This is a genomic window from Stenotrophomonas rhizophila, assembly GCF_020857975.1.
GTDB lineage: Bacteria > Pseudomonadota > Gammaproteobacteria > Xanthomonadales > Xanthomonadaceae > Stenotrophomonas > Stenotrophomonas rhizophila_C.
Map to the genome: position 1 here is coordinate 1 of NZ_JACWUO010000004.1, position 24,216 is coordinate 24,216.

Annotated in this window: 23 protein-coding genes and 1 other RNA gene; 14 read left to right on the plus strand and 10 right to left on the minus strand. The window is 67.9% G+C overall.

Annotation, left to right across the window (positions count from 1 at the left end):
* Positions 1–508: 508 nt before the first annotated feature.
* Positions 509–1,531 carry a LysR family transcriptional regulator gene (locus IC535_RS05110; protein ID WP_228885241.1) on the minus strand — a complete coding sequence of 341 codons (1,023 nt, stop codon included), beginning with the start codon at positions 1,529–1,531 and terminating at the stop codon, positions 509–511.
* 372 nt (positions 1,532–1,903) lie between these two features.
* On the opposite strand from IC535_RS05110, the gene IC535_RS05115 reads away from it, so the two are divergent.
* From IC535_RS05115 to IC535_RS05135, 5 genes are all read left to right on the plus strand, one after another.
* Positions 1,904–2,677, plus strand: a complete 774-nt coding sequence (locus tag IC535_RS05115) for an SDR family NAD(P)-dependent oxidoreductase (RefSeq protein WP_228885240.1) — start codon at positions 1,904–1,906, stop codon at positions 2,675–2,677.
* Between the two features lie 91 nt (positions 2,678–2,768).
* The gene (locus tag IC535_RS05120; RefSeq protein ID WP_228885239.1) at positions 2,769–3,986 is read left to right on the plus strand and encodes an efflux RND transporter periplasmic adaptor subunit; all 1,218 of its coding nucleotides are present in this window, start codon (positions 2,769–2,771) and stop codon (positions 3,984–3,986) included.
* Positions 3,987–4,092: 106 nt separating this feature from the next.
* Entirely contained in the window at positions 4,093–7,263 is a 3,171-nt protein-coding gene (locus IC535_RS05125) for an efflux RND transporter permease subunit (protein WP_228885238.1), read from the plus strand.
* 25 nt (positions 7,264–7,288) lie between these two features.
* Positions 7,289–8,026, plus strand: coding sequence for an SDR family oxidoreductase (locus IC535_RS05130; protein WP_228885237.1), 738 nt, complete (start codon positions 7,289–7,291; stop codon positions 8,024–8,026).
* Entirely contained in the window at positions 8,020–9,450 is a 1,431-nt protein-coding gene (locus tag IC535_RS05135) for an efflux transporter outer membrane subunit (RefSeq protein WP_228885236.1), read from the plus strand. The genes IC535_RS05130 and IC535_RS05135 overlap by 7 nt, the downstream gene beginning before the upstream one ends.
* 165 nt (positions 9,451–9,615) lie before the next feature.
* Here the strand turns inward: IC535_RS05135 and IC535_RS05140 are convergent, their stop codons facing one another.
* Positions 9,616–9,999, minus strand: a complete 384-nt coding sequence (locus IC535_RS05140; RefSeq protein WP_228885235.1) for a VOC family protein — start codon at positions 9,997–9,999, stop codon at positions 9,616–9,618.
* A 76-nt stretch (positions 10,000–10,075) separates the two neighbouring features.
* On the minus strand, positions 10,076–10,942 hold the full coding sequence (locus IC535_RS05145; RefSeq protein ID WP_228885234.1) for an endonuclease/exonuclease/phosphatase family protein: 867 nt from the start codon (positions 10,940–10,942) through the stop codon (positions 10,076–10,078).
* Positions 10,943–11,229: 287 nt separating this feature from the next.
* On the opposite strand from IC535_RS05145, the gene IC535_RS05150 reads away from it, so the two are divergent.
* Positions 11,230–11,766 carry a GNAT family N-acetyltransferase gene (locus tag IC535_RS05150; protein WP_228885233.1) on the plus strand — a complete coding sequence of 179 codons (537 nt, stop codon included), beginning with the start codon at positions 11,230–11,232 and terminating at the stop codon, positions 11,764–11,766.
* An 85-nt stretch (positions 11,767–11,851) separates the two neighbouring features.
* On the plus strand, positions 11,852–12,163 hold the full coding sequence (locus IC535_RS05155) for a hypothetical protein (protein WP_228885232.1): 312 nt from the start codon (positions 11,852–11,854) through the stop codon (positions 12,161–12,163).
* Between the two features lie 65 nt (positions 12,164–12,228).
* Here IC535_RS05155 and ssrA read toward each other — a convergent pair.
* The 4 genes from ssrA to smpB form a co-directional block, all read right to left on the minus strand.
* Positions 12,229–12,631, minus strand: a transfer-messenger RNA (tmRNA) gene (gene ssrA / locus IC535_RS05160).
* A 239-nt stretch (positions 12,632–12,870) separates the two neighbouring features.
* The gene (locus IC535_RS05165) at positions 12,871–13,227 is read right to left on the minus strand and encodes a hypothetical protein (RefSeq protein ID WP_228885231.1); all 357 of its coding nucleotides are present in this window, start codon (positions 13,225–13,227) and stop codon (positions 12,871–12,873) included.
* Positions 13,228–13,387: 160 nt separating this feature from the next.
* Positions 13,388–13,813 carry a GNAT family N-acetyltransferase gene (locus IC535_RS05170; RefSeq protein WP_228885230.1) on the minus strand — a complete coding sequence of 142 codons (426 nt, stop codon included), beginning with the start codon at positions 13,811–13,813 and terminating at the stop codon, positions 13,388–13,390.
* A complete protein-coding gene (gene smpB / locus IC535_RS05175; RefSeq protein ID WP_228885229.1) occupies positions 13,813–14,316 on the minus strand; it encodes an SsrA-binding protein SmpB in 504 nt (167 codons plus the stop codon). Before smpB ends, IC535_RS05170 begins: the two co-directional genes overlap by 1 nt.
* 61 nt (positions 14,317–14,377) lie before the next feature.
* On the opposite strand from smpB, the gene IC535_RS05180 reads away from it, so the two are divergent.
* On the plus strand, positions 14,378–14,806 hold the full coding sequence (locus tag IC535_RS05180; protein WP_228885228.1) for a type II toxin-antitoxin system RatA family toxin: 429 nt from the start codon (positions 14,378–14,380) through the stop codon (positions 14,804–14,806).
* Positions 14,807–14,809: 3 nt separating this feature from the next.
* The gene (locus IC535_RS05185) at positions 14,810–15,067 is read left to right on the plus strand and encodes an RnfH family protein (protein WP_228885226.1); all 258 of its coding nucleotides are present in this window, start codon (positions 14,810–14,812) and stop codon (positions 15,065–15,067) included.
* Between the two features lie 17 nt (positions 15,068–15,084).
* Here the strand turns inward: IC535_RS05185 and IC535_RS05190 are convergent, their stop codons facing one another.
* The gene (locus IC535_RS05190; RefSeq protein ID WP_228885225.1) at positions 15,085–15,480 is read right to left on the minus strand and encodes an outer membrane protein assembly factor BamE; all 396 of its coding nucleotides are present in this window, start codon (positions 15,478–15,480) and stop codon (positions 15,085–15,087) included.
* 103 nt (positions 15,481–15,583) lie between these two features.
* On the opposite strand from IC535_RS05190, the gene fur reads away from it, so the two are divergent.
* Entirely contained in the window at positions 15,584–15,991 is a 408-nt protein-coding gene (fur, locus tag IC535_RS05195; protein ID WP_228885224.1) for a ferric iron uptake transcriptional regulator, read from the plus strand.
* A gap of 168 nt (positions 15,992–16,159) precedes the next feature.
* Here fur and IC535_RS05200 read toward each other — a convergent pair whose 3' ends face one another.
* A complete protein-coding gene (locus IC535_RS05200; RefSeq protein WP_228885223.1) occupies positions 16,160–17,401 on the minus strand; it encodes an SGNH/GDSL hydrolase family protein in 1,242 nt (413 codons plus the stop codon).
* 97 nt (positions 17,402–17,498) lie between these two features.
* On the opposite strand from IC535_RS05200, the gene IC535_RS05205 reads away from it, so the two are divergent.
* Entirely contained in the window at positions 17,499–18,416 is a 918-nt protein-coding gene (locus IC535_RS05205) for a LysR family transcriptional regulator (protein WP_228885222.1), read from the plus strand.
* 124 nt (positions 18,417–18,540) lie between these two features.
* On the opposite strand, the gene recN is transcribed toward IC535_RS05205, so the two are convergent.
* Positions 18,541–20,202, minus strand: a complete 1,662-nt coding sequence (gene recN, locus IC535_RS05210; RefSeq protein WP_228885220.1) for a DNA repair protein RecN — start codon at positions 20,200–20,202, stop codon at positions 18,541–18,543.
* Between the two features lie 125 nt (positions 20,203–20,327).
* Between recN and hrcA the strand changes: the two genes are divergently transcribed.
* The 3 genes from hrcA to dnaK all read left to right on the plus strand — a co-directional run bounded on the left by hrcA (position 20,328) and on the right by dnaK (position 24,079).
* Positions 20,328–21,395: a heat-inducible transcriptional repressor HrcA gene (hrcA, locus tag IC535_RS05215; RefSeq protein WP_228885219.1), complete on the plus strand. Its 1,068-nt coding sequence runs from the start codon at positions 20,328–20,330 to the stop codon at positions 21,393–21,395.
* 83 nt (positions 21,396–21,478) lie between these two features.
* A complete protein-coding gene (gene grpE, locus IC535_RS05220) occupies positions 21,479–21,994 on the plus strand; it encodes a nucleotide exchange factor GrpE (protein WP_228885218.1) in 516 nt (171 codons plus the stop codon).
* A 156-nt stretch (positions 21,995–22,150) separates the two neighbouring features.
* Positions 22,151–24,079: a molecular chaperone DnaK gene (dnaK, locus tag IC535_RS05225; RefSeq protein WP_228885217.1), complete on the plus strand. Its 1,929-nt coding sequence runs from the start codon at positions 22,151–22,153 to the stop codon at positions 24,077–24,079.
* Positions 24,080–24,216: the final 137 nt, after the last annotated feature.

A 24,216-nucleotide genomic window follows, 5' to 3' on the forward strand; every position in this document is an offset into this window, starting at 1 on the left:
GCCGCAGGCCGAAGCAGAATGCCGCCCTTGCAGGCGGCATTCTCGTGGGTACCGGCCGTTGGCCGGTACGTCATGAACGCATCGGCCCGTTCGCGCGGCGTGCCGACCAACGGTCGGCACCTACCAAAACGACAGCGTTACTGACGCAACGCTACGGCCGCAGGCCGAAGCAGAATGCCGCCCTTGCAGGCGGCATTCTCGTGGGTACCGGCCGTTGGCCGGTACGTCATGAAGGCATCGGCCCATTCGCGCGGCGTGCCGACCAACGGTCGGCACCTACCGCGCCGCCACGATGCCGCCCTTGCAGGCGGCATTCTCGTGGGTACCGGCCGTTGGCCGGTATGTCATGAACGCATCGGCCCGTTCGCGCGGCGTGCCGACCAACGGTCGGCACCTACCGCGCACACCGGCACCACAATGCCGCCTTTGCAGGCGGCATTGTGGTGGGTACTGGTTGTCGGCCGACCACCGCTTTCCGGCAGGTGTCGACCGTTGGTCGGCACGCCGCTCAACCCGCGGTAACAGTCTCCAGGATCCGCTTGCCGGCGGCCTGCATTTCCGCTTCGGCCTGGCTGCTCTGCTGCTTGGCGAACTTCGCATTCGGGCACTGCGCCAGCATGTAGTTGGCGTCGAAGTCGAGCTTGGCCACCAGGAAGTCGACGAAGGCGCGCACCTTCGGCGAGACCAGCCGGCCGCCGGCGAACACCGCGTTGAAATCCACTTCCGGGCCGGTCCAGCCGGCCAGCACGCGGCGCACCATGCCCGATTCGACGAACGGCTTGGCCATCACATCGCCGGTCAGCAGCAGGCCTTCGCCGCACACCAGCGCACCGTTCAACGCAGACGGATCGTTGGCCACCAGCAACGGATTGACCGGGAAATCGCGCAGCTCGCCGCCATTTTCGCCCAGTTGCCAGAAGAAACGGTTGTTGTTGAGGTTGCGTGCCTTGCGCATGGCCAGGATGCGGTGGAACTGCAGCTCATCGGGGTGCAGCGGTTCGCCGTAGCGTTCGATGTAGGCCGGGCTGGCGAACACCTGGGTACGCAGGCTGCCCAGCTTGCGCGCCACCAGGTTGGAGTCGGGCAGGGTGCCCACGCGCAGGGCCAGGTCGGCCTCGCCGGCGATCAGGTCCAGCTTCTCGTTGCCCAGGTGCATGTCCAGCTGGATTTCCGGGTACTGCGCATGGAACTCGCCCAGCAACGGTGCGATCCAGGTGATGCCGATCGAATAGGGCACGGTGAAACGCAGCCAGCCGCGCGGGCCGGACTGCAACTGGTTGACCGCGCCTTCGGCTTCTTCCAGTTCGCGCGCGATGCGCTGGCAATGCTCGTGGTAGACCGAACCGGCCTCGGTCAGGCCCAGCCGGCGGGTGGTCCGGTGCAGCAGGCGGGCGCCAAGCCGGGTTTCCAGTTCCTGCACCTTGCGGCTGACCGTGGTCTTGGGCAGGCCGAGCGCATTGGCGGCGGCGATGAAGCTGCCTTGCTCGACCACTTTGACGAAGATCAGCGTGTCGTTGAGATCGTGGGCCATGACGGAGTCCGATGTCGGGGGAGGGGGAGCGGTAGGGTGCCCGAAAGATTGTGCCGGGGACGGGACGATTATTCCCCTTAATCAGGACTAATCAAGTGGGAGTTTGAGGACTAATCTGGCGCCATTCCCGAATTGAAGGACGACAACCATGTGGTTGCGGAACATTCTTGGCCGTGTACTCAGCGGCCGCAAAGCCCCTCTGGACCTGGCCATGACCGTAGAGAAGCGTGCTCCGCGCTTCTCCCACAAGGCTTTTGGTGAGTTCACCCCGCCCGCCAACCTGCAGCGCGGCGGCAGCCTGCGCCTGGGTGCCCGCCATGGTGACCGACTGGGTCGGATTGGGATTATCCCGGCGACGGGAGTGAAAGTCCCATGAGTGGGATGCTGGCCCCGGAGGTACTGGTGCTGGGCGGCACCGGCGCCGTCGGCCAGGGCATCGTGGCCGCCCTGCTGGAGGCCGGCAGCCCGGTGCTGGTGGTCGGCCGCGACCCCGCGCGGCTGGCCGCCCTGCAGGACCAGTTCGCCGATGAGCCGGGCTTGGAAACCCTGCTCGGTTCGCTCGGCGACGATGGTTCGGCGCGTACCGTGGCCGAACGCCTGCTGCTGCGCCGGCGCACGCTGGCGGCGGTGGTCGATGCGATGGGCGGGCCGTACAACCGTGGCCGGGTCACCGACCGCAGCGGCGATGCGCTGCTGCAGGCGCTGCAGGCCGACGTGATGCCGCACGTGCATGCCGGCCGCCATCTGCTGCCGTTGTTGCGCGCGGGCAAGCAGGCGCGCCGTTACGTGCTGGTCGGCGGCCCGGCCGGCTACAAGCCGTGGGCCGGCCACGGCGAGTCGTCCATCACCATGTCCACCACGCGCATGTACGCGCAGGTGCTGCACCAGGAAGCGCAGGCGCTGGGCGTGCGCGCGCAGATGCTGGAAGTGTGCAACCCGGTGTGCACCCCGGCCAATGCGGCCAATGCCTGCATCGAATGGCCCAGCGCGCTGCTGGTCGGGCGCCGCGTGGTTTCGCTGCTGGACAACTGTACGGACAACCGCGCCATCGTGCGCTGCGACGCGCGCGATGCCGAACTGCCGCGCGGGCTGCTGCACCTGGACTGGCCTCCCCCGACGTCGCGCGATACCGCCGGCGCTGCTTGACCTCTACCAAGGTTCAGGTCGCAGGCTATGCGCCCGGTTCCTCCCCCCCTTTCGTTTTCGTCTCACCACCCCTTCCGTATGGATGCATGTCATGACCTCTAACAACCCCACCCCGCACCGCTTCACCCGACGGCTGACCATGGCCAGCGTGTCCATCCTCGCCGCCGCCGTGCTGGCCGCCTGCAGTGGCGGCCACGCCGAGGAAGCCGGCATGCCGCCGCCGCCGCAGGTCAGTGCCGCCCCGGTGCTGATCAAGCCGGTCAGCCAGTGGGACGATTTCAGCGGCCGCGTTGAGGCGGTGGAGAGCGTCGAGCTGCGCCCGCGCGTGTCCGGCTATATCGACAAGGTCAACTACGTCGAAGGCGACGAAGTGAAGAAGGGCGACGTGCTGTTCACCATCGACGCGCGCAGCTACCAGGCCGAGTACGACCGCGCCCGCGCCGAGCTGGCCCGCGCCCGCACCCAGGCCGCGCTGGCGCGCAGCGAGTCCGAGCGCGCCAAGAAGCTGTCCGACCAGCAGGCCATCTCCACCGAAACCTGGGAGCAGCGCCGCGCCGCGGCCGACCAGGCCGGTGCCGGTGTGCAGGCTGCGCAGGCCGCGCTGGATGCGGCCGCGCTGAACCTGGAGTTCACCAAGGTACGTGCGCCGATCAGCGGCCGCGCCGGCCGGGCGATGGTCACCGCCGGCAACCTGGTCACCGCCGGCGACAGCGCCAGCGTGCTGACCACGCTGGTGTCGCTGGACAAGGTGTTTGTCTACTTCGATGCCGACGAAGGCACCTTCCTGCGCTATGCGCAGATGGCGCGCAACGGCGAACGCCCGAGCGAGCGCGACAGCGACCTGCCGGTGAAGGTCGGCCTGTCCGGCGAAGCGGGCTTCCCGCACGAAGGCAAGGTCGACTTCCTGGACAACCAGGTTACCCGCAGTACCGGCACCATCCGTGTCCGCGCGCTGCTGGACAACGCCGACCGCGCCTTCACCCCGGGCCTGTTCGCACGCGTGCAGCTGCTCGGCAGCGGCCAGTTCCAGGCCATGCTGATCGACGAGAAGGCCGTGTTGACCGACCAGGACCGCAAGTTCGTCTACGTGGTCGGCAAGGACGGCAAGGCCGAACGCCGCGACGTGCAGCTTGGCCGCAACGCCGAGGGCCTGCGCATCGTCGAGCAGGGTTTGAAGGCCGGCGACCGGGTGATCATCGACGGCGTGCAGAAAGTCTTCATGCCCGGCATGCCGGTCCAGGCCAAGGTGGTCCCGATGCAGCCGGCCGCCGGCACCGTTGCCCCGAAAGCCACCGCCGCACTGAACTGATCTTCCCTCGCTGACGCCCCGTGCGGGGCTGCCTGCCTCCGCTGTCGCCTGCGACAGCGGCAGGGGCCCTGCACGCCGGTGTCGGCGAACACCCAGGAATCCACCCATGGACTTTTCCCGTTTTTTCATTGACAGGCCGATCTTCGCGGCGGTGCTGTCGATCGTGATCTTCGCCGCAGGCCTGATCGCGATCCCCATGCTGCCGATCAGCGAGTATCCCGAAGTGGTGCCGCCGTCGGTGGTAGTGCGCACGGTGTACCCCGGCGCCAACCCCAAGGTGATCGCCGAAACCGTGGCCACGCCACTGGAAGAGGCGATCAACGGCGTGGAGGACATGATGTACATCAAGTCCGTCGCCGGCTCCGACGGCGTGCTGCAGATGACCGTGACCTTCCGCCCGGGCACCGACCCGGACGAAGCCGCGGTCAAGGTGCAGAACCGCGTCGCCCAGGCGCAGGCGCGCCTGCCCGAGGACGTGCGCCGCCAGGGTGTGTCCACCCAGAAGCAGTCGCCGACCTTCCTGATGGTGGTGCACCTGACCTCGCCGGACGGCAAGTACGACTCGCTGTACCTGCGCAACTATGCCCGCCTGCACGTCAAGGATGCCCTGGCGCGCCTGCAGGGCGTGGGCGATGCGCAGATGTTCGGCGGCGGCGACTACGCCATGCGCGCCTGGCTGGACCCGGACAAGATCGCCGCGCGCGGCCTGACCGCCAGCGACGTGGTGCGTGCGATGCGCGAGCAGAACGTGCAGGTTTCGGCCGGCCAGCTCGGCGCCGAGCCGATGCCGAGCAGCGACTTCCTGACCCTGATCAACGCCCAGGGCCGCCTGCGCAGCGAGCAGGAATTCCGCGACATCGTGCTCAAGGCCGGTGATGACGGTGAAGTGGTGCGCCTGTCCGATGTCGCCCGCCTGGAACTGGGCGCCGGCGACTACACGCTGCGCTCGCAGCTGGACGGCAAGAACGCGGTCGGTATCGGTATCTTCCAGGCCCCGGGCGCCAACGCGCTGGAAATCCGCGACTCGGTCATCCACACCATGGACGAGCTGACCAAGCAGTTCCCGGCCGGCGTGAAGTACGAGGCGGTGTACGACACCACCATCTTCGTGCGCGACTCGGTCAAGGCCGTGGTCTCCACCCTGCTGGAAGCCATCGCGCTGGTGGTGCTGGTGGTGATCCTGTTCCTGCAGACCTGGCGCGCCTCGATCATTCCGTTGATCGCCGTGCCGGTGTCCATCGTCGGTACGTTTGCGGCGCTGTATGTGCTGGGCTTCTCGATCAACACCCTGACCCTGTTCGGGCTGGTGCTGGCGATCGGCATCGTGGTCGATGACGCGATCGTGGTGGTGGAAAACGTCGAGCGCAACATTGAAGAAGGCCTGACCCCGCTGGCTGCGGCCCATCAGGCGATGCGTGAAGTGTCCGGGCCGATCGTGGCGATCGCGCTGGTGCTGTGCGCGGTGTTCGTGCCGATGGCGTTCCTGTCCGGCGTGACCGGTGCGTTCTACAAGCAGTTCGCCGTCACCATCGCGATCTCGACGGTGATCTCGGCGATCAACTCGCTGACCCTGTCGCCGGCCCTGGCCGCGCGCCTGCTCAAGCCGCACGGTGCGCCGAAGGATGGCCTGACCCGCGTGATCGATCGGCTGTTCGGCTGGATCTTCCGTCCGTTCAACCGCTTCTTCAAGTCCAGCTCGGAGAAGTACGAAGGTGGCGTGTCGAAGATCCTCGGCCGTCGTGGCGCGGTGTTCGTGGTGTACGCCGGCCTGCTGCTGGCCACCGGCCTGATGTTCAAGGCGGTGCCGGCCGGCTTCATCCCGACCCAGGACAAGCTGTACCTGATCGCCGGCGTGAAGCTGCCGGAAGGCTCTTCGATCGCACGCACCGACGCCATGCTGGCCAAGGTCGCCGAGATCGCGCGCAACACCGATGGCGTGGCGCACACGATCCAGTTCCCCGGCCTGAACGCACTGCAGTTCACCAACACGCCCAACACCGGTGTGGCCTTCGTTCCGCTCAAGCCGTTCAGTGAGCGCAAGGGCCGTACCGCTGCGCAGATCAATGCCGAAATCAACGCCAAGATCGCCGGGCTGCAGGAGGGCTTCGCGTTCTCCATGATGCCGCCGCCGATCCTCGGCCTGGGCAACGGCAACGGCTACCAGATGTTCATCCAGGACCGCGGCAACCTCGGCTACGGCGCGCTGCAGACGGCAGTGAGCTCGATGCAGGGTGCGGTCGCGCAGACCCCGGGCATGGCGTTCCCGATCACCAGCTACCAGGCCAACGTGCCGCAGCTGGATGCCGAAGTGGATCGGGTCAAGGCCAAGGCCCAGGGCGTGGAACTGACCGAGTTGTTCGACACGCTGCAGACCTACCTGGGTTCGGCGTACGTGAACGACTTCAACCAGTTCGGTCGTACCTGGCAGGTGATCGCCCAGGCCGACGGCCAGTTCCGCGACAGCGTGGAAGACATCAGTCGCCTGCGTACCCGCAACAACCGCGGCGAGATGGTGCCGATCGGCTCGATGGTGACCGTGAAGGAAACCTACGGCCCGGACCCGGTGCTGCGCTTCAACGGTTACCCGGCCGCCGACCTGGCCGGCGAAGCCGATCCGCGCATGCTGTCCTCGGCCGAGGCCATGGCCAAGCTGACCGACATCGCCGGCAAGGTATTGCCGGTGGGCATGACCACCGAGTGGACCGACCTGAGCTACCAGCAGGCCACCCAGGGCAAGGCCGCCTTCATCGTGTTCCCGGTGGCCATCCTGCTGGCGTTCCTGGTGCTGGCCGCGCTGTATGAAAGCTGGTCGCTGCCGCTGGCGGTGATCCTGATCGTACCGATGACTCTGCTGTCGGCGCTGTTCGGCGTGTGGGCCACCGGCGGCGACAACAACGTGTTCGTGCAGGTCGGCCTGGTGGTGCTGATGGGCCTGGCGTGCAAGAACGCGATCCTAATCGTCGAGTTCGCCCGCGAGCTGGAAATGGGCGGCAAGGGCATCGTCGAGGCTGCGCTGGAAGCCTGCCGCCTGCGTCTGCGCCCGATCGTGATGACTTCCATCGCCTTCATCGCCGGCACCATTCCGCTGGTGCTCTCGCATGGCGCCGGTGCGGAAGTCCGCTCGGTGACCGGTATCACGGTGTTCGCCGGCATGCTGGGCGTCACCCTGTTCGGCCTGTTCCTGACCCCGGTGTTCTACGTGGCCCTGCGCAAGTTCGTCAGCCGTAATGGCGGCGGGCAGCTGGTGACCCACGGCGAGCCGACCATCCACCATTGATCGCTTCCCCCGCGAGGTTTTTTACATGAATACCGCTACCCAAAAGATTGCCCTGGTCACCGGTGCCACCCGCGGCATCGGCCTGGAAACGGTGCGCCAGCTGGCCCAGGCCGGCGTGCACACCCTGCTGGCCGGGCGCAAGCGTGATGTGGCCGTGGCCGAAGCACTGAAGCTGCAGGCCGAAGGCCTGCCGGTCGAGGCGATCCAGCTCGACGTGGGCGATGCGGCCAGCATTGCCGCCGCCGTGCAGACCGTGACCGAGCGTCACGGCCGCCTGGACATCCTGGTCAACAACGCCGGCATCCTGCTCGACGACATCAAGCTGGCGCCGTCGGCGCAGACCCTGCAGACCTGGCGCGACACCTTCGACACCAACGTGTTCGCGGTGATCGCCGTGACCCAGGCCTTCCTGCCGCTGGTCAACGCCTCGCCGGCCGGCCGCATCGTCAACGTGTCCAGCATCCTCGGCTCGCTGACCCTGCACAGCCAGCCCGGTTCGCCGATCTACGGCTTTGCGGTGCCGGCCTACAACGCCTCCAAGAGCGCGGTGAACGCCTGGACCGTGCAGCTGGCCTATGAGCTGCGCGAGAGCACCACCAAGGTCAACACCGTGCACCCGGGCTATGTGAAGACCGACATGAACGGTGGCGAGGGCGAGATCGAAATCAGCGAAGGCGCACGTTCCAGCGTCGGCATGGCGCTGATCGGTGCCGACGGCCCCAACGGCAGCTTCACCTACCTGGGTGAGGTGCTGCCATGGTGATCCGCCTGTTGACCGCAGCGGTGACCAGCGCGTTGCTGGCCGGCTGCGTCAGCGTCGGCCCCAACTACCAGGCGCCACCGGCACAGCCGGTGAGCCTGCAGGGCGCCGCCGCGCCGGTGTTCAGCACCACTTCGCCGGTGGCCAGCTGGTGGGCGCAGTTCGACGACCCGGTGCTGGAACAGCTGGTGCACGACGCACTGGGCGAGAACCTGGACCTGCGCATTGCGATGGCCCGCGTGCGTGAAGCGCGCGCGGTGTTCGTCGAACAGCGCCTGGACCAGTTGCCGCACGTCACCAGTGGCGGCAGCTACGACCGCCGCAAGCAGCCCGATGCCAGCGCCGGTGGCGAACGCATCTTCAGCGAAACCTACCAGCTCGGCTTCGATGCCGGCTGGGAGCTGGACCTGTTCGGCCGCCAGCGCCGCGCCGCCGAAGCGGCGCGTGCCGACTTGGGCGCCGAGCAGGACAACCTGGCCGATGCACAGGTCACCGTGGCGGCCGAAGTGGCGCGCAACTACTTCGAACTGCGCGGTACCCAGAAGCGCATCGACGTGGCCAAGCGCACCCTGGTCAACCTGCGCGATACCCAGCGGCTGACCGAAGCGCGCTGGGAACTGGGTGCCGGCAGCGAACTGGACGTGCAGAGCAGCCGCGCACGGCTGAAGGCGATCGAGGCGGACATCCCGCTGCTGGAAGTGGCCGAAGTGCAGTCGCGGCATCGCCTGGCGGTCTTGCTGGGGCAGCGTCCGGATGCGCTGGATGCACTGCTGCAGCCGCGTGAAGTACCGGCCTATGCCAAGCAGCTGCCGTTGGGCGACACCACCGACCTGCTGCGCCAGCGCGCCGATGTGCGCAGTGCCGAACGTCGCCTGGCCGCGGCGACCGCCCGGGTGGGCGTGGCCACCGCCGACCTGTTCCCGCGGATCAGCCTGACCGGTTTCGTCGGCTTCCTGTCCGGCGATGCCAGCGGCCTGGTCAATGGTGCCAACAAGGCCTGGTCGGTGACTCCGTCGATCAGCTGGGCCGCGTTCGACTTCGGCACCGTCAAGGCGCGCCTGCGTGCCAGCAAGGCGCAGGCCGACGGCGCGGCGGCCGAGTACGAAAAGGCGGTGCTGCTGGCGCTGGAAGATACCGAGAACGCGCTGACCCGTTACGCCAAGCAGCAGGCACGGCTGGGCATCGTCGCCGAGCAGGCGCAGGCCGCGCGGCGTGCCGAGCAGCTGGCGCAGATCCGCTACCGCGAAGGCTCGGAGGACTTCCTGACCCTGCTCGACGCCCAGCGTACCCAGCTGGCCGCCGATGACGCCCTGGCGGCGGCCGAATCCACGGTCAACGTCAGCGTGGTGGGCGTGTACAAGGCGCTGGGCGGTTGGGGCCAGCAGCAGGATGCAGCGCCCCCGGCAGTTGCCGGGACGCTTCGGTAAAAAAGCCTGCGGGGGCGCGTGTCGCCCCCGCATGGCATGGCCGGTGCAGGGCACTAGCCTGATCGACGTCGCCGGTTGCCTACCTTGCGGCCCGCACCTATTAGATGCGATCAGCACGGGCGCCGTGCGGTCGGTCGATCCATTGCGCAACCGCGACGGCCTGTGTCATTCCCAGCTGTTGGCGGCTGCATGCCCGTCTTCATCGCGCATGCGCACGATGCAGAAGCGGTGCCCGGTGGGCGCTTCCATCACCCACCAGCGTTTGACGAAACCGATCCGGCGCGCGCCCAGCTTCTCCAGCCGGTCGGCCTCGGCATCGATATCGTCGCTTTCGATATCCAGGTCCACGCGCGAGGCGTGCGCCACGCGCTGCACTTCCACGTTCAGGCCGGCCGGTGCGCCTTCCAGGTCGGCATATTCGGCGCCGTCCTCGCGATACGCCGGCTGCGCCCGGTAACCCAGCGCCGCCGACCAGAAGGCGGCGGCCGCATCGGCGGGGGTGTCCTGGCAATCGATGATGAATCCGGCAAGCCGGCTGCGGTGGGCCATGGCGGGGCTCCAGGGAAGGGGCGGATGTGCTGTATCGCACCCCCGGCATCCATGCGGCGTGATGCGCCCGCCGGATTCAGCGCGTGGCCGCTGCCGGGAAGCGCAGCTCGGCCTGCACCGGGTAATGATCCGACGGCAGCACGCCGCCGGGCGTGTTGTCCAGCGTGCGGAAACGGTCCACCGTGAAACCGCGCACCAGGATCCAGTCCAGCTCCACCGTGGGCGTACCGCTGAAGTTGTGGAAGGTCAGCCGCGGGCCATCGACCTGGCCGGCCAGCCGGCGCGCATCGCCCAGCGCGGCGGTGAAGGTGGCATAGGTGTCGCTGCCCGGTTCGGTATTGAAATCGCCGGTGAGCACGACCGGGATGTCGGCCGGCAGCTTGCCCAGCCGCTCGGCGATCAACTTGGCCGCCCGCACGCGGCGCGGCTCGTCCTCCTCGCGGTAGGGCAGGTGGGTATTGAACAGATAGAAACGCCGACCATCGGCCTGGCGCTGGAACAACGCCCAGCTGACCATGCGCGGCATCAGGTTGCCCCAGGTGATGCTGCCGGCCACCTCCGGCGTATCGGACAGCCAGAAATCGCCGGACTCGACCACGCGCAGCTGCGCGCTGTCGTAGAACACGCCCATGTGCTCATCGCCGCTGCCGCCGCGCCGGCCTTGGCCGAACCAGCGATAGCCGGGCAGCTGCTCGACCAGGTAGTCGGCCTGCTTTTCCACCAGTTCCTGGGTGCCGAACACGGCCGGGTGCTGCTCGCGCAGCAGCGAGACCATCGCCTCGCGGCGGTCTTCCCAGCGCCGGCCCGGCTCGGTGTCCACCGGCGTGCGTACATTGAAGGACATCACCCGCAGCGGGGTGGACGTCTTGGCCGGCGCCGCGCCTGCCGGCAACGACAGGGCCAGCAGCGCTAGCAGCGCGGTACCACGAAAACCAGACAACATTGGAATCCCTCCATTCCATGACAGTGTTTTTCGAAGGGTCGCATGGAATACGGCACGACGGAATTGCCGGCGTTGGCCGATCGCCGTCGGTGGGCGCAGAGTTTGACCGCTGCCTCAGTTCAGCGCCGGCGCGCGTAATGCCACCGTCATCGCCCGTCGCCCCGGCCGGACGCATGGCAAGCAGGCGCAGGAATGGCATCGTGGCGCGGATCGCGCCATCAGCGCTTGCGCCGCGTCGTCGGCCCGGTCTTCAATAGCGGTTCTTGCCCACCCGGGAACTGCCAGGCATGAGCGTCCATCCCCCTCCATCGTCCGGCCACGCCGAGGTGCGCCTGCGCCCGCTGCTGCGCAACGATGCCGATGCCTGGTTCGGCTGCCTGTCGCGGCCCGGCCTGCTCGAGCACACCAGCTGGCAGCTGGCATCGGTGGCCGACCTGGCCCCGATCTTCGACGCATTGGAAGCGCCGGCGCCCACCACGCAGATCCGCCTGGCCATCGTCGACGCGGCCGGCGCACTGGTGGGCAGCATCGGCTTCCACAGCATCCATGCGCAGCACGGCAGTGCTGAAATCGCCTACGAACTGGTGCCCGAATACCAGGGGCGCGGTATTGCCAGCGCGGTTTGCCGGCAGGTCTGCGCCTGGGGCTTTTCCAGCTTCGGCTGGCAGCGCATCCAGGCCTGCGTGCTGGACACCAACGCGGCGTCGGCCGCGGTACTGCGCCGTTGCGGATTCGACTACGAAGGGCGCCTGCGCCGGCTGCGACGCGTGGCCGGGCAGTCGCGCGACTTCGATGTGTATGCGCGGCTGGCAGCGGACGGGTAGGGAGCGCGTCGGTGGGCGCGCCCGCGGTCTGGCCGAACCAGGCAGGGTATCCTTGGCAGTTCCCCTTGAGCGACAGGCACACCGCATGGATTACCAGCTTGTAATCAAGTTCTGGCGCGGCTCGCTGGACGACGAGGCGTTCCTGACCACGCTGGAGGCCGAACTCAGCACCGCCCTGGGCAGTATGGCGACGCTGGACGGCTATGACCTCAGCGCCAAGGAGATCAACCTGTTCATGTTCACCGCCGAACCGCGTCCGACCTTCCGGCGCACCAAGGATGTGCTCGAACGGCTCGGTGTACTGCGCAGCGTTTCGGCCGCCTACCGGCTGGTCGGCGGCGCGCAGTTCACCTCGGTATGGCCGCTACGCATGGCGCGGAAGTTCACCCTGCCGTGAGCGGGGCACAAAAAAGGCCGGGACCCGAGGGTTCCAGCCTTTGATGTACCGTCGAAACGGTGATTTGGTGGAGGTGGGCGGAATTGAACCGCCGTCCGAAGGCACTCCATCCCCGGTACTACATGCTTAGCTCACCGTTGGATCTCATCCTGTGGCAGCACGGTGTGCAAAGCGCACCCCAGGACCAGCCTGCTTTAGTTAAGTCGTGACTGACAGGCAGCCATCACAACCGGTTCCGTGATAATGACCCTACATCTACGAGCACGGGCACAAGTAGGTTCGGGGGTTCGCCTTAGGCGGCTGTAGAACTAAACGCTAAAGCTGTTTTTAGGCAGCGATTGCGAAGTCGTTCGAACCGTAGTTGTCGTCGTTGGCAACTAAAAGTTTGCTGCTGGATTAACGAGGAAAGCTGCCCCCTCGGCATGCACCAAGTAACTTCACAACCCCCGTCGAAACCAATGCACCCCCGGTTTCTTCAAGAACCGCAAGCGGTCTGGCGACCCAGACGCTACTTGACGGGGCTGATGCTACTCCAATCCAGCTGAACAGTCACCTGCGTCGTGGGGGCGATATCGGGTTCAGCCTGGGTGATCGCAGGGGCGGCGATAACCGTCGCTGCAGCCTAGGGCATCCGGCGAGGGCAGGGCATCCGACCATGGGTCGGACCTACAGGCGCCGGCTGTTCCAGGCCGGCGTCACCCCACCGCTTACCTGCCTTCGCGCTGGCGCTTGCTGTCGGCCTGGTGCTTGGCCTTCAGCTTGCGCTGGTGGTTCTGCTCGTTGCGCTGGGTCATGGCCTGCTTGCGTGCCTCGGGCTGTACCTGCACCGCCAGTGCGTCGATGCGGGCGACCAGGCGGCGATGTTCAAGGCTGTCGAAGGTCTGGTTTTCCGAAGCATCGCGCTTGGCGTTGCGCGCCAGGTAGGTCAGTACCTTGAGCAGGGCGGCCGGATCCATCGCACGGGTCAGTTCGGCGAAGATCGATTCGTAGGCAGCGATATCGGCCTGGAGCTCGGCGATCGGATCGGCGCTCGCGGCGGTGTCCTGGGTAATTTCCTGTGTCACGCAACGCTCCAGACGGTTAATAGGCGGGGATTCTGACACCGATCGGCGCCGCTGGCGCAGTTGGTCTGCGCGGCGTGTGCGCCGGGTCCACGCTCAGTCCTCCGGCAACTGCTCGAAACGCGGTGCCAAGTAGTCGATCCGGCTGGCCCAGATCGGGCGGTTACAGCCGCTTGCGCAGGTACAGGCGCTGGTGGCCGGGTGGGAACTCCTCCAGCCGGCCGAACACGGCATAGCCGCGCTTGAGGTAGAAGCCCTCGGCCTGCCAGGAAAACGTATCGAGCATGGCCGAATGGGCGCCCAGCGTGCGCGCCTGCTGCTCGGCATCGGCCAGCAACGCCTGGCCCAGACCGCGGCCGCGTTGGCTGTGGTGCACCCACAGGGCGTGGACCATCAGCCAGCCGCCGTAGACATCGGCCACCAGGCCGGCACAGGGCCGGCCGTGCGCATCGCGGATCACCCGGTTCACCGGCTGGTCGTCCAGGGCGTCGCCACAGGCGTCGCGATTGAACGCCTGCAGCCCCGAATACACCGCCGCCGCCTCGTCGGCGCTGGCGGTGTCGATGATCGGCGGGGTGCTGCCGGGCATCAGGCGTCGCGGTTGTGGCGGCGCATGGTGCGCGACTTTTCGCGGGCCCAGTCGCGGTCCTTTTCGGCATCGCGCTTGTCGTGGGTCTGCTTGCCCTTGGCCAGCGCGATTTCCAGCTTGATCTTGTTCTTGCTCCAGTACATCGCGGTGGGCACGATGGTGTAGCCGTCGCGCTGGACCCTGCCGATCAGCTTGTCGATCTCGCTGCGGTGAAGGAGCAGCTTGCGCTCGCGCCGATCGTTGGCCACCACGTGGGTGGAGGCCTGGATCAGCGGGGTGATCTGCGCACCGATCAGGTAGATCTCGCCATCACGCACGTAGGCGTATGCATCGACGATGTTGCCGCGCCCGGCGCGGATCGACTTGACCTCCCAGCCCTGCAGGGCCAGGCCGGCTTCGAAACGGTCCTCGATGTGGTACTCGTGGCGGGCACGCTTGTTGAGCGCGATGGTTTTGTTGGCCGTCGCGTTCTTTGCTTTATCCTTGCCGCTGTTCTTGCTCATTTCCGTATTGTCTCTGATTTGGGCCTCCCCGGTCGATTCATCAGCACACTAGTCCTGCCGTATGCCAACTATCCGCCGTAGCGCCCTGGTCGAACATTCGGCTGCCCGCATGTTCGACCTGGTCAATGATATTGACGCCTATCCGCGCCGGTTCCGCTGGTGCTCGGCCGCGCAGATCCTTGAATCGGGCCAGGACCGCCTGGTGGCGCGCCTGGATCTGGGGCTGGGCGCGTTCTCTACCTGGTTCATGACCGAAAACACCTTGCAGCGCCCCAGCAGCATCGATATGCAGCTGCGCGACGGGCCGTTCAAGCGCCTGCACGGGCGCTGGGAATTCCATGCGTTGGCCGAGGAAGCCTGCAAGGTCACCCTGACCCTGGAATTCGAGCCCAGCTCGCGCCTGCTCGGGCCGGCACTGGCCGTGGGTTTCCAGGGCCTGGCCGACCGCATGGTCAATGATTTCGTCCGCGTCGCCGATGCGCAGGACTGAGCGGTGATCCAGGTCGAGGTACTGCTGGCCTGGCCGGACCGGGTGGCGTCACGCCAGCTGTCGCTGGCACCGGGTGCCACGGTAGCCCAGGCCATTGCCGCGGCCGCGATCGAGGGCAGTGCGCAGTGCCCGGCGGTGGCCGTGCACGGGGTGCTGGCCCCGTCTACCCAACTGCTGCGCGATGGCGACCGGGTGGAACTGCTGCGGCCATTGCTGGCCGACCCCAAGGACAACCGCCGCCGGCGCGCCCGCGGCAGCTGACCCCGGGCCGTGCCGCCTCAGCGGCCGCCGCGCTTCTTCTTGTCCTTGGCCAGGTTGCGGCCGAACTGGCGCACGCTGCTCTTGGCAAGTTCGGCGTCCTGGTTCGGGAAGTACTCGCCTTCCCAACGGGTGACCAGGTCGTTCTCGAAGTAGACCGTGAAGTTCTTCACTTCGGTCTTGCCCAGGCGGTTGACCCGCTCGCTGGCGGTGTAGTCCCAGCGCTGGGCGTGGAACGGGTCCGGGATCGACGGCGTGCCGAGCAGGGCGTTGACCTGCTGCTTGCTCTGGCCGGCCTGCAGCTGGCCGACGGCCTGCTCCCGGATCAGGTTGCCCTGATAGATGGGTTGCTTGTAAATGATGCCGCAGCCTGTGGTGGACAGGGCAACGGCGGCGACCAGCAGGAGATTGCGCATCGGGAATGGCGTTTTGGGAAATCCAGTCGATGATACACTCCCGCCGTGTCGCCGCGACCCAATCCGAGGCAGCTGGCGCTAAATCGCCAATGAACGGAGAACTATGGAAACCCACGACCTGCGCAAAGTCGGCCTGAAGGTGACCCATCCGCGGATGCGGATCCTGGCGCTGCTAGAACAGCGCACCGCCCACCACCACATGACCGCCGAAGACATCTACCGCCAGCTGCTCGAGCACGGTGACGAGATCGGCCTGGCCACGGTGTACCGGGTGCTGACCCAGTTCGAGGCGGCTGGCCTGGTGCTCAAGCACAACTTCGAAGGCGGCCAGGCCGTCTACGAACTGGACCGCGGCGGCCACCACGACCATATGGTCGATGTGGACAACGGCAAGATCATCGAGTTCGAAAGCCACGAGATCGAAGAGCTGCAGCGCAAGATCGCCGCCGATCATGGCTACGAACTGGAAGAGCATTCGCTGGTGCTGTACGTGCGCAAGAAACGCAAGTAAGGGCGTAGCCGGTCGCAGGACCGGCCTGGGCCACGCCGGCTGCAGATCAACAACCCCCGGGTCCTGGCCCGGGGGTTTTTTTGTGGATGCGAAGGCATCCGGCCATGGTCGCTCGACAGCGGTAGGCCCGGGCCATGCCCGGACACCAGGTGGGATGACCGGAAGGCGTCAGCGCGTGGCGGCCGGCACCGCCCCGGGCAGCACGGCCTGCAGATCCACTGCCGCGGCCATGGCCCGGTTGCCGGCATCGCCGGGGTGCAGGTGGTCGCCGGAGTCCAGCGCGGCGGCCATCCGGCCCGGATCGGCGGGGTCGCGCAAAGCCGCATCGAGGTCGATGACCGCATCGAACGGGCTGTCGTGGCGCAGCCAGGCGTTGAGCTGGCCGCGCAGTGCGTCCTTGGCGGGCTGGTAGTAATCGTTCAGCGCGGTGCCGGGCAGGGCGCCGGCAAACGGCGGCAGGGTGGCGCCAAGGATGCGCACGCCACGGGCATGGGCGCGCTCGACCAGGCGGCGGTAGCCGGCCTGCAGCTCGGCCAGCGACGGGCGCGGCTGATCGCGGGCGAAGGCGGTGCCCGGCCAGGCGATGTCGTTGATGCCGATCAGCACGATCACGCTGGCCACGCCCGGCTGCTCCAGTACGTCGCGGTCGAACCGTGCGATGGCCGCCTGGCCCATGCCATCGCGCAGCAGGCGACCGCCGGAAATGCCGGCGTTGACCACCGCCACCCCCTGCGGCGCCAGCCGCGCGGCCAGGTGGTCGGTCCAGCGCTGGTCGCGGTCCAGGCTGGCGGTGGCCCCGTCGGTGATCGAATCGCCGATCACCACCACGCTGCGGGCACCGGCGCGCCCCTGCACCTCGATGCCCGACACGAACAGGCGGGCCGTGGTGGTGGCCGCAGCATCGAACCGCGGGGCCAGGGTCTGGTTGCCGGCGCCGATCGATGCGGTCTGCCGACCGTCCCAGTGGAAAGTGTGCAGTGGCGTGAGGTCGGGAACATGGACGCTGACCTGTACGGCCTGCAGGTCGGCGGTCGGCAGGGCCAGCGGGTCGCTCAGGCGCGCCTGGCCGGGGGCGATGCGGGTGGCGGCTTGCCCGTCGAAGGTGAGCTGCTGCGGCGGCTGGCCGGCCGCCCCGGCCACGCTGGCCGCGCCGATGTGCAGGGGCTGCCGGCCATAGGCGTTGCTCAGGCGCACCCGCAGGCGCTCGCCGCCCAGGCTCAGGCGGGCGGTCTGGCGGAACGTCTGGCCCTGCAGGTGGGCGGGGACCAGGCTGGGGAACAGGAACGTTTCGGCCCAGACCGGCTGCGGGCTGGCCTGCCAACTGGCGACCCAGGGCGCCGGCGGGGAAGCGGCCGTGGCGGCCGAGGTACTGAGCAGGGCAAGGCTGGCAAAGCGGGCGAGGGTGTGCATCGGGGTGGTCCGTGGGCAGGGAAGCGCCATGGTGATCCGGCCTGCAGTTGTGAACTAGACTGCCCGTGGACAATCATCTGTGAATTGGATTCATCGCATGGCTAGCACCGATATCAATCGTTCCGGGGAGCTGGAAGTGTTCGTGCGGGTCATCGAAACCGGCGGCTTTTCCGCGGCGGCGCGCTCGCTGGAGCTGAGCCCGTCGGCGGTCAGCAAGCTGGTGTCGCGGCTGGAGCAGCGGTTGGGCACGCGCCTGCTGCAGCGGTCCACCCGCCAGCTGCAGCTCACCCAGGAGGGCTGCGCGTTCTACGAGCGGGGGCTGCGGGTGCTGGCCGACCTGAACGAGGCCGAACGCTGCGCCAGTGCCCACGCCGCACCGCGCGGGCGGCTGCGGGTGAACGCCAACGTGCCGTTCGGGCAGCATTTCCTGCTGCCGTTGCTGCCGGAGTTCCTGGACCGGCATCGGCAGGTTGAGGTGGACCTGGTGCTCACCGACGAGGTCATCGACCTGCTCGAGCAGCGCACCGATGTGGCGGTGCGGGCCGGGCCGCTGAAGAATTCCAGCCTGGTCGCGCGGCGGCTGGGCGCGACCCGGATGATGATCGTGGCCGCGCCCGCCTATGCGGCCCGGCACGGACTGCCCGACAGCGCCGATGCGCTGCTGGCGCACAACCGGCTGGATATCGGCCACCCACGCACCCAGGCCGGCTGGCCGCTGGCGGTGGATGGCACGCGGCAGGTGGTGCCGACCCAGGGCAATGCACGCGCCAGCGACGGCGAGGCGCTGCGCCGGTTGGTGCTGGGCGGGGTGGGGCTGGCGCGGCTGGCGGCCTTCCAGGTGCAGGCCGATGTCGCCGCCGGTCGCCTGCTGCCGGTACTGGAAAGCGCCAACCCCGGGGATCTGGAAGAGGTGCACGCGGTGTTCCAGGGGCAGGGCGGCTACCTGCCGCTGCGGGTGCGCGCGCTGCTGGATTTCCTGGTCGAGCGGGTGGACCTGGGCAAGCCGTTGGGGTGATGGCGGAGCCGGCCAGCGGCCGGTGATGGCAGGGCGGGCCGGCATCCAGAGGAGCCGGCCAGCGGCCGGTGATGGCGGGGCGGGCCGACATCCGGAGGAGCCGGCCAGCGGCCGGCACTACCCGTCAGACCTGGAGCAGCTTTCGCGCGGCCGCCCGGGCTTCCTTGCTCACTTCCACTCCGCCCAGCATGCGCGCCAGTTCTTCCTCGCGGGCCTTGGGGTCCAGCTTCTCCACCGCGCTCTGGGTCATGCCGTCCACCGGCGCCTTGCTGACCCGGTAATGGGCGTGGCCCTTGGAGGCCACCTGCGGCAGGTGGGTGACGCACAGCACCTGACGTTTCTCGCCCAGGGCGCGCAGCTTCTGCCCGACGATGTCGGCCACCGCGCCGCCGATGCCCGAGTCCACTTCGTCAAAGACCATGGTCGGCACCGCATCCAGGCCCAGCGCGGCGACCTCGATGGCCAGCGAGATACGCGACAGTTCGCCGCCGGAGGCCACCTTGCGCAGCGCCCTCGGTGGCTGGCCGGCATTGGCGGCGACCAGGAATTCGACCCGCTCGGCGCCGTTGGGGTCCGGCTTGGCCACCGCCTGCGGTTCGATCTCGATGCGGAACTGGCCGCCGCCCATGCCCAGCTCGCCGATCAGGGTGGTGGTGGTGTCCGACAGCGCGGCGGCGGCGGTGCGGCGGCTGGCGCTGAGCACCTCGGCCACGGCCTGCCACTGCGCGGCGGCGCGCTCGATCTCGCCGGCCAGCTTCTGCAGGCGTTCGTCGGCGCCGCGCAACTGCTCGACCTCCGCCTCCATCGCATCGCGATGCTCGCCCAGCGCTTCCATCGGCACCCGGTGCTTGCGCGCCAGGTCGTGCAGGCGGCCCAGCCGGCGTTCGATGTCCTCGAACTGCTCCGGGTCGGCATCCAGGTCGTCATGCACCCGGTCCAGCAGCGCCAGCGCCTCGTCCAGCTGGATGGCGGCACTGTCCAGCAGCGCGTCCACCTCGCCCAGGCGCGTGTCGTGTTCGGCCACCCGGGACAGTTCATGGCGGGTCTGCTGCAGCAGCTGCAGCACCGAGACCTCGTCATCGCCATTGAGCCGGCCGACGGCCACGTCGCAGGCGCTGATCAGCGCGCTGGCGTGGGCCTGGCGGCGGTGGCTGCTGCCCAGCTGGGCGATCGAGGCCGGCTCGAGGTCCTCGCGCTGCAGTTCGCCCAACTGGTGCTCCAGGTAACCGATTCGGTCGCTGACATCGCCCTGGCGCGACAATGCCTCCGCTTCGTCGACCAGCGCCTGCCAGCGCGCAGCGGCCTGGCGGACCTGGGCGCGCTCGGCGTCGTTGCGGGCGAAGGCGTCCAGCAGCGAGAGCTGCGAGGGACGCGAGAGCAGCGCCTGCTGTTCGTGCTGGCCGTGGATCTCCACCAGCATGCCGGCCAACTCGGTCAGCTGGGACAGCGTGACCGGGCGCCCATTGATGAAGGCCCGCGAGCCGCCGTCGGCGCGGATCACCCGGCGCAGCTGGCACTGTTCTTCGTCGTCCAGCTCGTTGTCGCGCAGCCATTGGCGGGCGGGGGCATCGGCCGGCGGCGCGAATTCAGCCGAGAGCTCGGCACGGGCGGCACCGTGGCGGACCACGCCGCTGTCGGCGCGCAGCCCGGACAGGAAGCCGAGCGCGTCCACCATCAGCGACTTGCCGGCGCCGGTTTCGCCCGAGACCACGGTCATGCCGGCGCCGAATTCCAGCTCGGTGGCGCGGACGACCGCGAAATCCTTGATCGATAGATGTCTAAGCATGGTCTAGGTTGTACACGAGGGGCGTCTCCAAGCCGCGCACGCTAGCATGGGCGGGGGGCGGCTCCAATGACTTGCCATCGCCCCGCACAGCCATTATCTAGGTGGGCGTCTCACAGGCTGATTCCATGCACCCTTCCACGTCACATCTCGCCCCGCGCGCCCGGCACCTGCTGCGCACGCTGATCGCACGCCACATCCAGGACGGCGAGCCGGTCGGCTCGCAGACCCTGGCGCGGCTGGCCGGGCTGGATGTCAGCCCGGCCACCATCCGCAACATCCTGGGCGACCTGGAAGACCTGGGCCTGCTCAGTTCGCCGCATACCTCGGCCGGCCGGGTGCCGACCGCGCACGGCTACCGGGTGTTCGTGGACAGCCTGGTCAAGATGCAGCCGCCCGGGGAGGGCGAACTGAGCCGGCTGCGCAGCGAACTGGCCACCGGCAGCGGCACCCAGGCCCTGCTTGGCAGTGCCTCGGAGCTGCTGTCGGCGATGAGCCACTTCGTCGGGGTGGTCAGCGCGCCGCGCCGGGAGCAGTTCGCCTTCCGGCATATCGATTTCGTGGCGCTGGATGCGCGCCGGGTGCTGGCGATCCTGGTGTTTGCCGACAATGAAGTGCAGAACCGGGTGATCGAGCCACGCCGCAGCGTCGAGCCGGCCGAGCTGGAGCAGGTGGCCAATTACCTCAACGCGCACTGCGCCGGCCGGCCGCTGGCCGAGATCCGCGCCCGGCTGCTGCTGGAGCTGCGCGATGCGCAGTCGGAGATGGAGCAGCTGCTGGCGCACAGCATCGAACTGGCCGAGCAGGCCATGGTGCCGCCGGCCGACGACATGGTGCTGGCCGGGCAGACCCGGCTGATGGGGGTGCAGGACCTGTCCGACCTGGAGCGGCTGCGCGAGCTGTTCGAGGTGTTCGCCAGCAAGCGCGAGATCCTGCAGCTGCTGGAACGCACCATCCAGGCTCCGGGCGTGCGCATCTTCATCGGCGAGGAGACCGGGGTGATGCCGCTGGAGGGGGTGTCGCTGGTCACCGCGCCGTACTCGGCCGACGGCCAGGTGCTGGGCGTGCTCGGGGTGATCGGCCCCAAGCGGATGGCCTACGACCGCATGATTCCGCTGGTGGAGGCCACCGCGCAGGTGCTGGGCGCCGCGTTGGGTTCGCCCGCCGCCGGCGGATTGTCCCGCGATCGGGACTAAAGCGCCCGGTGCACTCTTGAATCCACCCGCCGCGCCCATATAGGGGTGGGTGGAGGCGGAGAGTCACCGCCAAGGATCCGGAAATGAACCAAGACCAGCCAGATATCGCACCCCAGACCCCGGCAGCCGCTGAACCGGCCGCCGATTCGCTGCAGCAGCAGCTGGACAGCCTGCACAACGAGCTGGCGCTGCTGCGCGCCGAGTCGCTGCGCGAGCGCGCCGACCTGGACAACCAGCGCAAGCGCGTGGCCCGCGACGTCGAGCAGGCCCGCCGTTTCGCCAATGAAAAGCTGCTGGGCGAGCTGCTGCCGGTGTTCGACAGCCTCGACGCCGGGCTCAATGCCGCCGGCAGCGAGCCCAGCCCGCTGCGCGAGGGCCTGGAGCTGACCTACAAGCAGCTGCTCAAGGTGGCCGCCGACAACGGCCTGACCCTGCTGGACCCGACCGGCCAGCCGTTCAACCCCGAACACCACCAGGCCATCAGCCAGGCCGACGCGCCCGACGCGGCGCCGGGCAGCGTGGTCCAGGTGTTCCAGAAGGGCTACCTGCTCAACGACCGCCTGCTGCGGCCGGCGCTGGTCGTGGTCGCCCGCGATTGAGTAGAGCCGGGCTCTGCCCGGCTGTGATGAACAATATGGCCGGGCAGAGCCCGGCTCTACGCCGGGGATGGCTTGAAAGTCCCGGCAGCGTCCCACACATCCCATTCATAACCCGGCAACTGCCGGATGTTCCCAGAACTTTCAGGAGTCTCCCTCATGGGCAAGATCATTGGTATCGACCTCGGCACCACCAACTCGTGTGTGGCGATCATGGACGGCGGCAAGGCCCGCGTCATCGAAAACGCCGAAGGCGACCGCACCACCCCGTCCATCGTGGCCTACACCAAGGACGGCGAAGTGCTGGTCGGCGCCTCGGCCAAGCGCCAGGCGGTGACCAACCCGAAGAACACCTTCTACGCCGTCAAGCGCCTGATCGGCCGCAAGTTCACCGACGCTGAAGTCCAGAAGGACATCGCGCACGTGCCCTACGGCATCATGGCCCACGACAACGGCGATGCCTGGGTGCAGACCAGCGACGCCAAGAAGATGGCGCCGCAGGAAATCTCCGCACGCGTGCTGGAGAAGATGAAGAAGACCGCCGAAGCCTTCCTGGGCGAGACCGTCACCGAGGCGGTGATCACCGTGCCGGCCTACTTCAACGACAGCCAGCGCCAGGCGACCAAGGACGCCGGCCGCATCGCCGGCCTGGAAGTCAAGCGCATCATCAACGAGCCGACCGCCGCGGCCCTGGCCTATGGCCTGGACAAGGGCGACGGCCGCGACCGCAAGATCGTGGTGTACGACCTGGGCGGCGGCACCTTCGACGTGTCGATCATCGAGATCGCCAACGTGGACGGTGAGAAGCAGTTCGAAGTGCTGGCCACCAACGGCGACACCTTCCTGGGCGGCGAAGACTTCGACAACCGCGTCATCGAGTACCTGGTCGACGAGTTCAACAAGGACCAGGGCATCGACCTGCGCAAGGATCCGCTCGCCCTGCAGCGCCTGAAGGACGCCGCCGAGCGCGCCAAGATCGAGCTGTCCACCAGTCAGCAGACCGAAGTGAACCTGCCGTACGTCACCGCCGACGCCTCCGGCCCGAAGCACCTGAACATCAAGCTGACCCGCGCCAAGCTGGAAGCCCTGGTGGAAGACCTGATCAAGAAGTCGATCGAGCCGTGCCGCATCGCGTTGAACGATGCCGGCCTGCGTTCGAGCGACATCGGCGAGGTGATCCTGGTCGGTGGCCAGACCCGCATGCCGAAGGTGCAGCAGGCGGTGACCGAGTTCTTCGGCAAGGAACCGCGCAAGGACGTCAACCCGGACGAGGCCGTGGCGCTGGGCGCGGCGATCCAGGGCGGCGTGCTGGGCGGCGACGTCAAGGACGTGCTGCTGCTGGACGTGACCCCGCTGTCGCTGGGCATCGAAACCATGGGCGGTGTGTTCACCAAGATCATCGAGAAGAACACCACCATCCCGACCAAGGCCTCGCAGGTGTTCTCCACCGCCGAGGACAACCAGTCGGCAGTGACCGTGCACGTGCTGCAGGGCGAGCGCGAGCAGGCCCGCTTCAACAAGTCGCTGGCCAAGTTCGACCTGTCCGGCATCGAACCGTCTCCGCGCGGCATGCCGCAGGTGGAAGTGTCCTTCGACATCGACGCCAACGGCATCCTGCACGTGTCGGCCAAGGACAAGAAGACCAACAAGGAACAGAAGGTCGAGATCAAGGCCGGTTCGGGCCTGTCCGAGGACGAGATCGCGCGCATGGTCGCCGATGCCGAAGCCAACCGTGAAGAAGACAAGAAGTTCCATGAGCTGGTCCAGGCCCGCAACCAGGCCGACGCGCTGATCCACGGTACCCGTACCGCGATCACCGAGCACGGCAGCAAGGTCGGCGGCGATGTGATCGGCAAGGTGGAAGCGGCGCTGGCCGACCTGGAAACGGCGATGAAGAGCGACGACAAGGCGCAGATCGAAGCCAAGTCGAAGGTGCTCGAAGAAGCCGGCCAGGCGCTGTTCGCCGCCTCGGCGGCGGCCGAGCAGGGCGGTGCCGCCCCGGGCGCCGACGCTGGTGCCGGCAACGGCGCCCACGACGATGTGGTCGACGCCGAGTTCACCGAAGTCAAGGACGACAAGAAGTCCTGATCCGGACAAGACGCGGGGCGTTGCGCAGGCAACGTCCCGTTGTCGTTTTCCCCAGGTCCTGGCAGCCGTAGTACGGCTTGTCGGGGCGCACGACGAAAGAGCGGACCTGGTTCCGCTCTTCCGCTTTGACGAATCCC

What these genes read in the sequence shown, in the direction of transcription:
- IC535_RS05110 (WP_228885241.1), bottom strand. Translation starts at nt 1,531, where the DNA reads ATGGCCCACGATCTCAACGACACGCTGATCTTCGTCAAAGTGGTCGAG.
- IC535_RS05150 (WP_228885233.1), top strand. Translation starts at nt 11,230, where the DNA reads ATGAGCGTCCATCCCCCTCCATCGTCCGGCCACGCCGAGGTGCGCCTG.
- IC535_RS05135 (WP_228885236.1), top strand. Translation starts at nt 8,020, where the DNA reads ATGGTGATCCGCCTGTTGACCGCAGCGGTGACCAGCGCGTTGCTGGCC.
- IC535_RS05145 (WP_228885234.1), bottom strand. Translation starts at nt 10,942, where the DNA reads ATGTTGTCTGGTTTTCGTGGTACCGCGCTGCTAGCGCTGCTGGCCCTG.
- grpE (WP_228885218.1), top strand. Translation starts at nt 21,479, where the DNA reads ATGAACCAAGACCAGCCAGATATCGCACCCCAGACCCCGGCAGCCGCT.
- IC535_RS05205 (WP_228885222.1), top strand. Translation starts at nt 17,499, where the DNA reads ATGGCTAGCACCGATATCAATCGTTCCGGGGAGCTGGAAGTGTTCGTG.
- IC535_RS05125 (WP_228885238.1), top strand. Translation starts at nt 4,093, where the DNA reads ATGGACTTTTCCCGTTTTTTCATTGACAGGCCGATCTTCGCGGCGGTG.
- dnaK (WP_228885217.1), top strand. Translation starts at nt 22,151, where the DNA reads ATGGGCAAGATCATTGGTATCGACCTCGGCACCACCAACTCGTGTGTG.
- recN (WP_228885220.1), bottom strand. Translation starts at nt 20,202, where the DNA reads ATGCTTAGACATCTATCGATCAAGGATTTCGCGGTCGTCCGCGCCACC.
- IC535_RS05170 (WP_228885230.1), bottom strand. Translation starts at nt 13,813, where the DNA reads ATGCCCGGCAGCACCCCGCCGATCATCGACACCGCCAGCGCCGACGAG.
- IC535_RS05115 (WP_228885240.1), top strand. Translation starts at nt 1,904, where the DNA reads ATGAGTGGGATGCTGGCCCCGGAGGTACTGGTGCTGGGCGGCACCGGC.
- IC535_RS05200 (WP_228885223.1), bottom strand. Translation starts at nt 17,401, where the DNA reads ATGCACACCCTCGCCCGCTTTGCCAGCCTTGCCCTGCTCAGTACCTCG.
- IC535_RS05190 (WP_228885225.1), bottom strand. Translation starts at nt 15,480, where the DNA reads ATGCGCAATCTCCTGCTGGTCGCCGCCGTTGCCCTGTCCACCACAGGC.
- IC535_RS05140 (WP_228885235.1), bottom strand. Translation starts at nt 9,999, where the DNA reads ATGGCCCACCGCAGCCGGCTTGCCGGATTCATCATCGATTGCCAGGAC.
- smpB (WP_228885229.1), bottom strand. Translation starts at nt 14,316, where the DNA reads ATGAGCAAGAACAGCGGCAAGGATAAAGCAAAGAACGCGACGGCCAAC.
- IC535_RS05130 (WP_228885237.1), top strand. Translation starts at nt 7,289, where the DNA reads ATGAATACCGCTACCCAAAAGATTGCCCTGGTCACCGGTGCCACCCGC.
- IC535_RS05120 (WP_228885239.1), top strand. Translation starts at nt 2,769, where the DNA reads ATGACCTCTAACAACCCCACCCCGCACCGCTTCACCCGACGGCTGACC.
- IC535_RS05180 (WP_228885228.1), top strand. Translation starts at nt 14,378, where the DNA reads ATGCCAACTATCCGCCGTAGCGCCCTGGTCGAACATTCGGCTGCCCGC.
- IC535_RS05155 (WP_228885232.1), top strand. Translation starts at nt 11,852, where the DNA reads ATGGATTACCAGCTTGTAATCAAGTTCTGGCGCGGCTCGCTGGACGAC.
- fur (WP_228885224.1), top strand. Translation starts at nt 15,584, where the DNA reads ATGGAAACCCACGACCTGCGCAAAGTCGGCCTGAAGGTGACCCATCCG.
- hrcA (WP_228885219.1), top strand. Translation starts at nt 20,328, where the DNA reads ATGCACCCTTCCACGTCACATCTCGCCCCGCGCGCCCGGCACCTGCTG.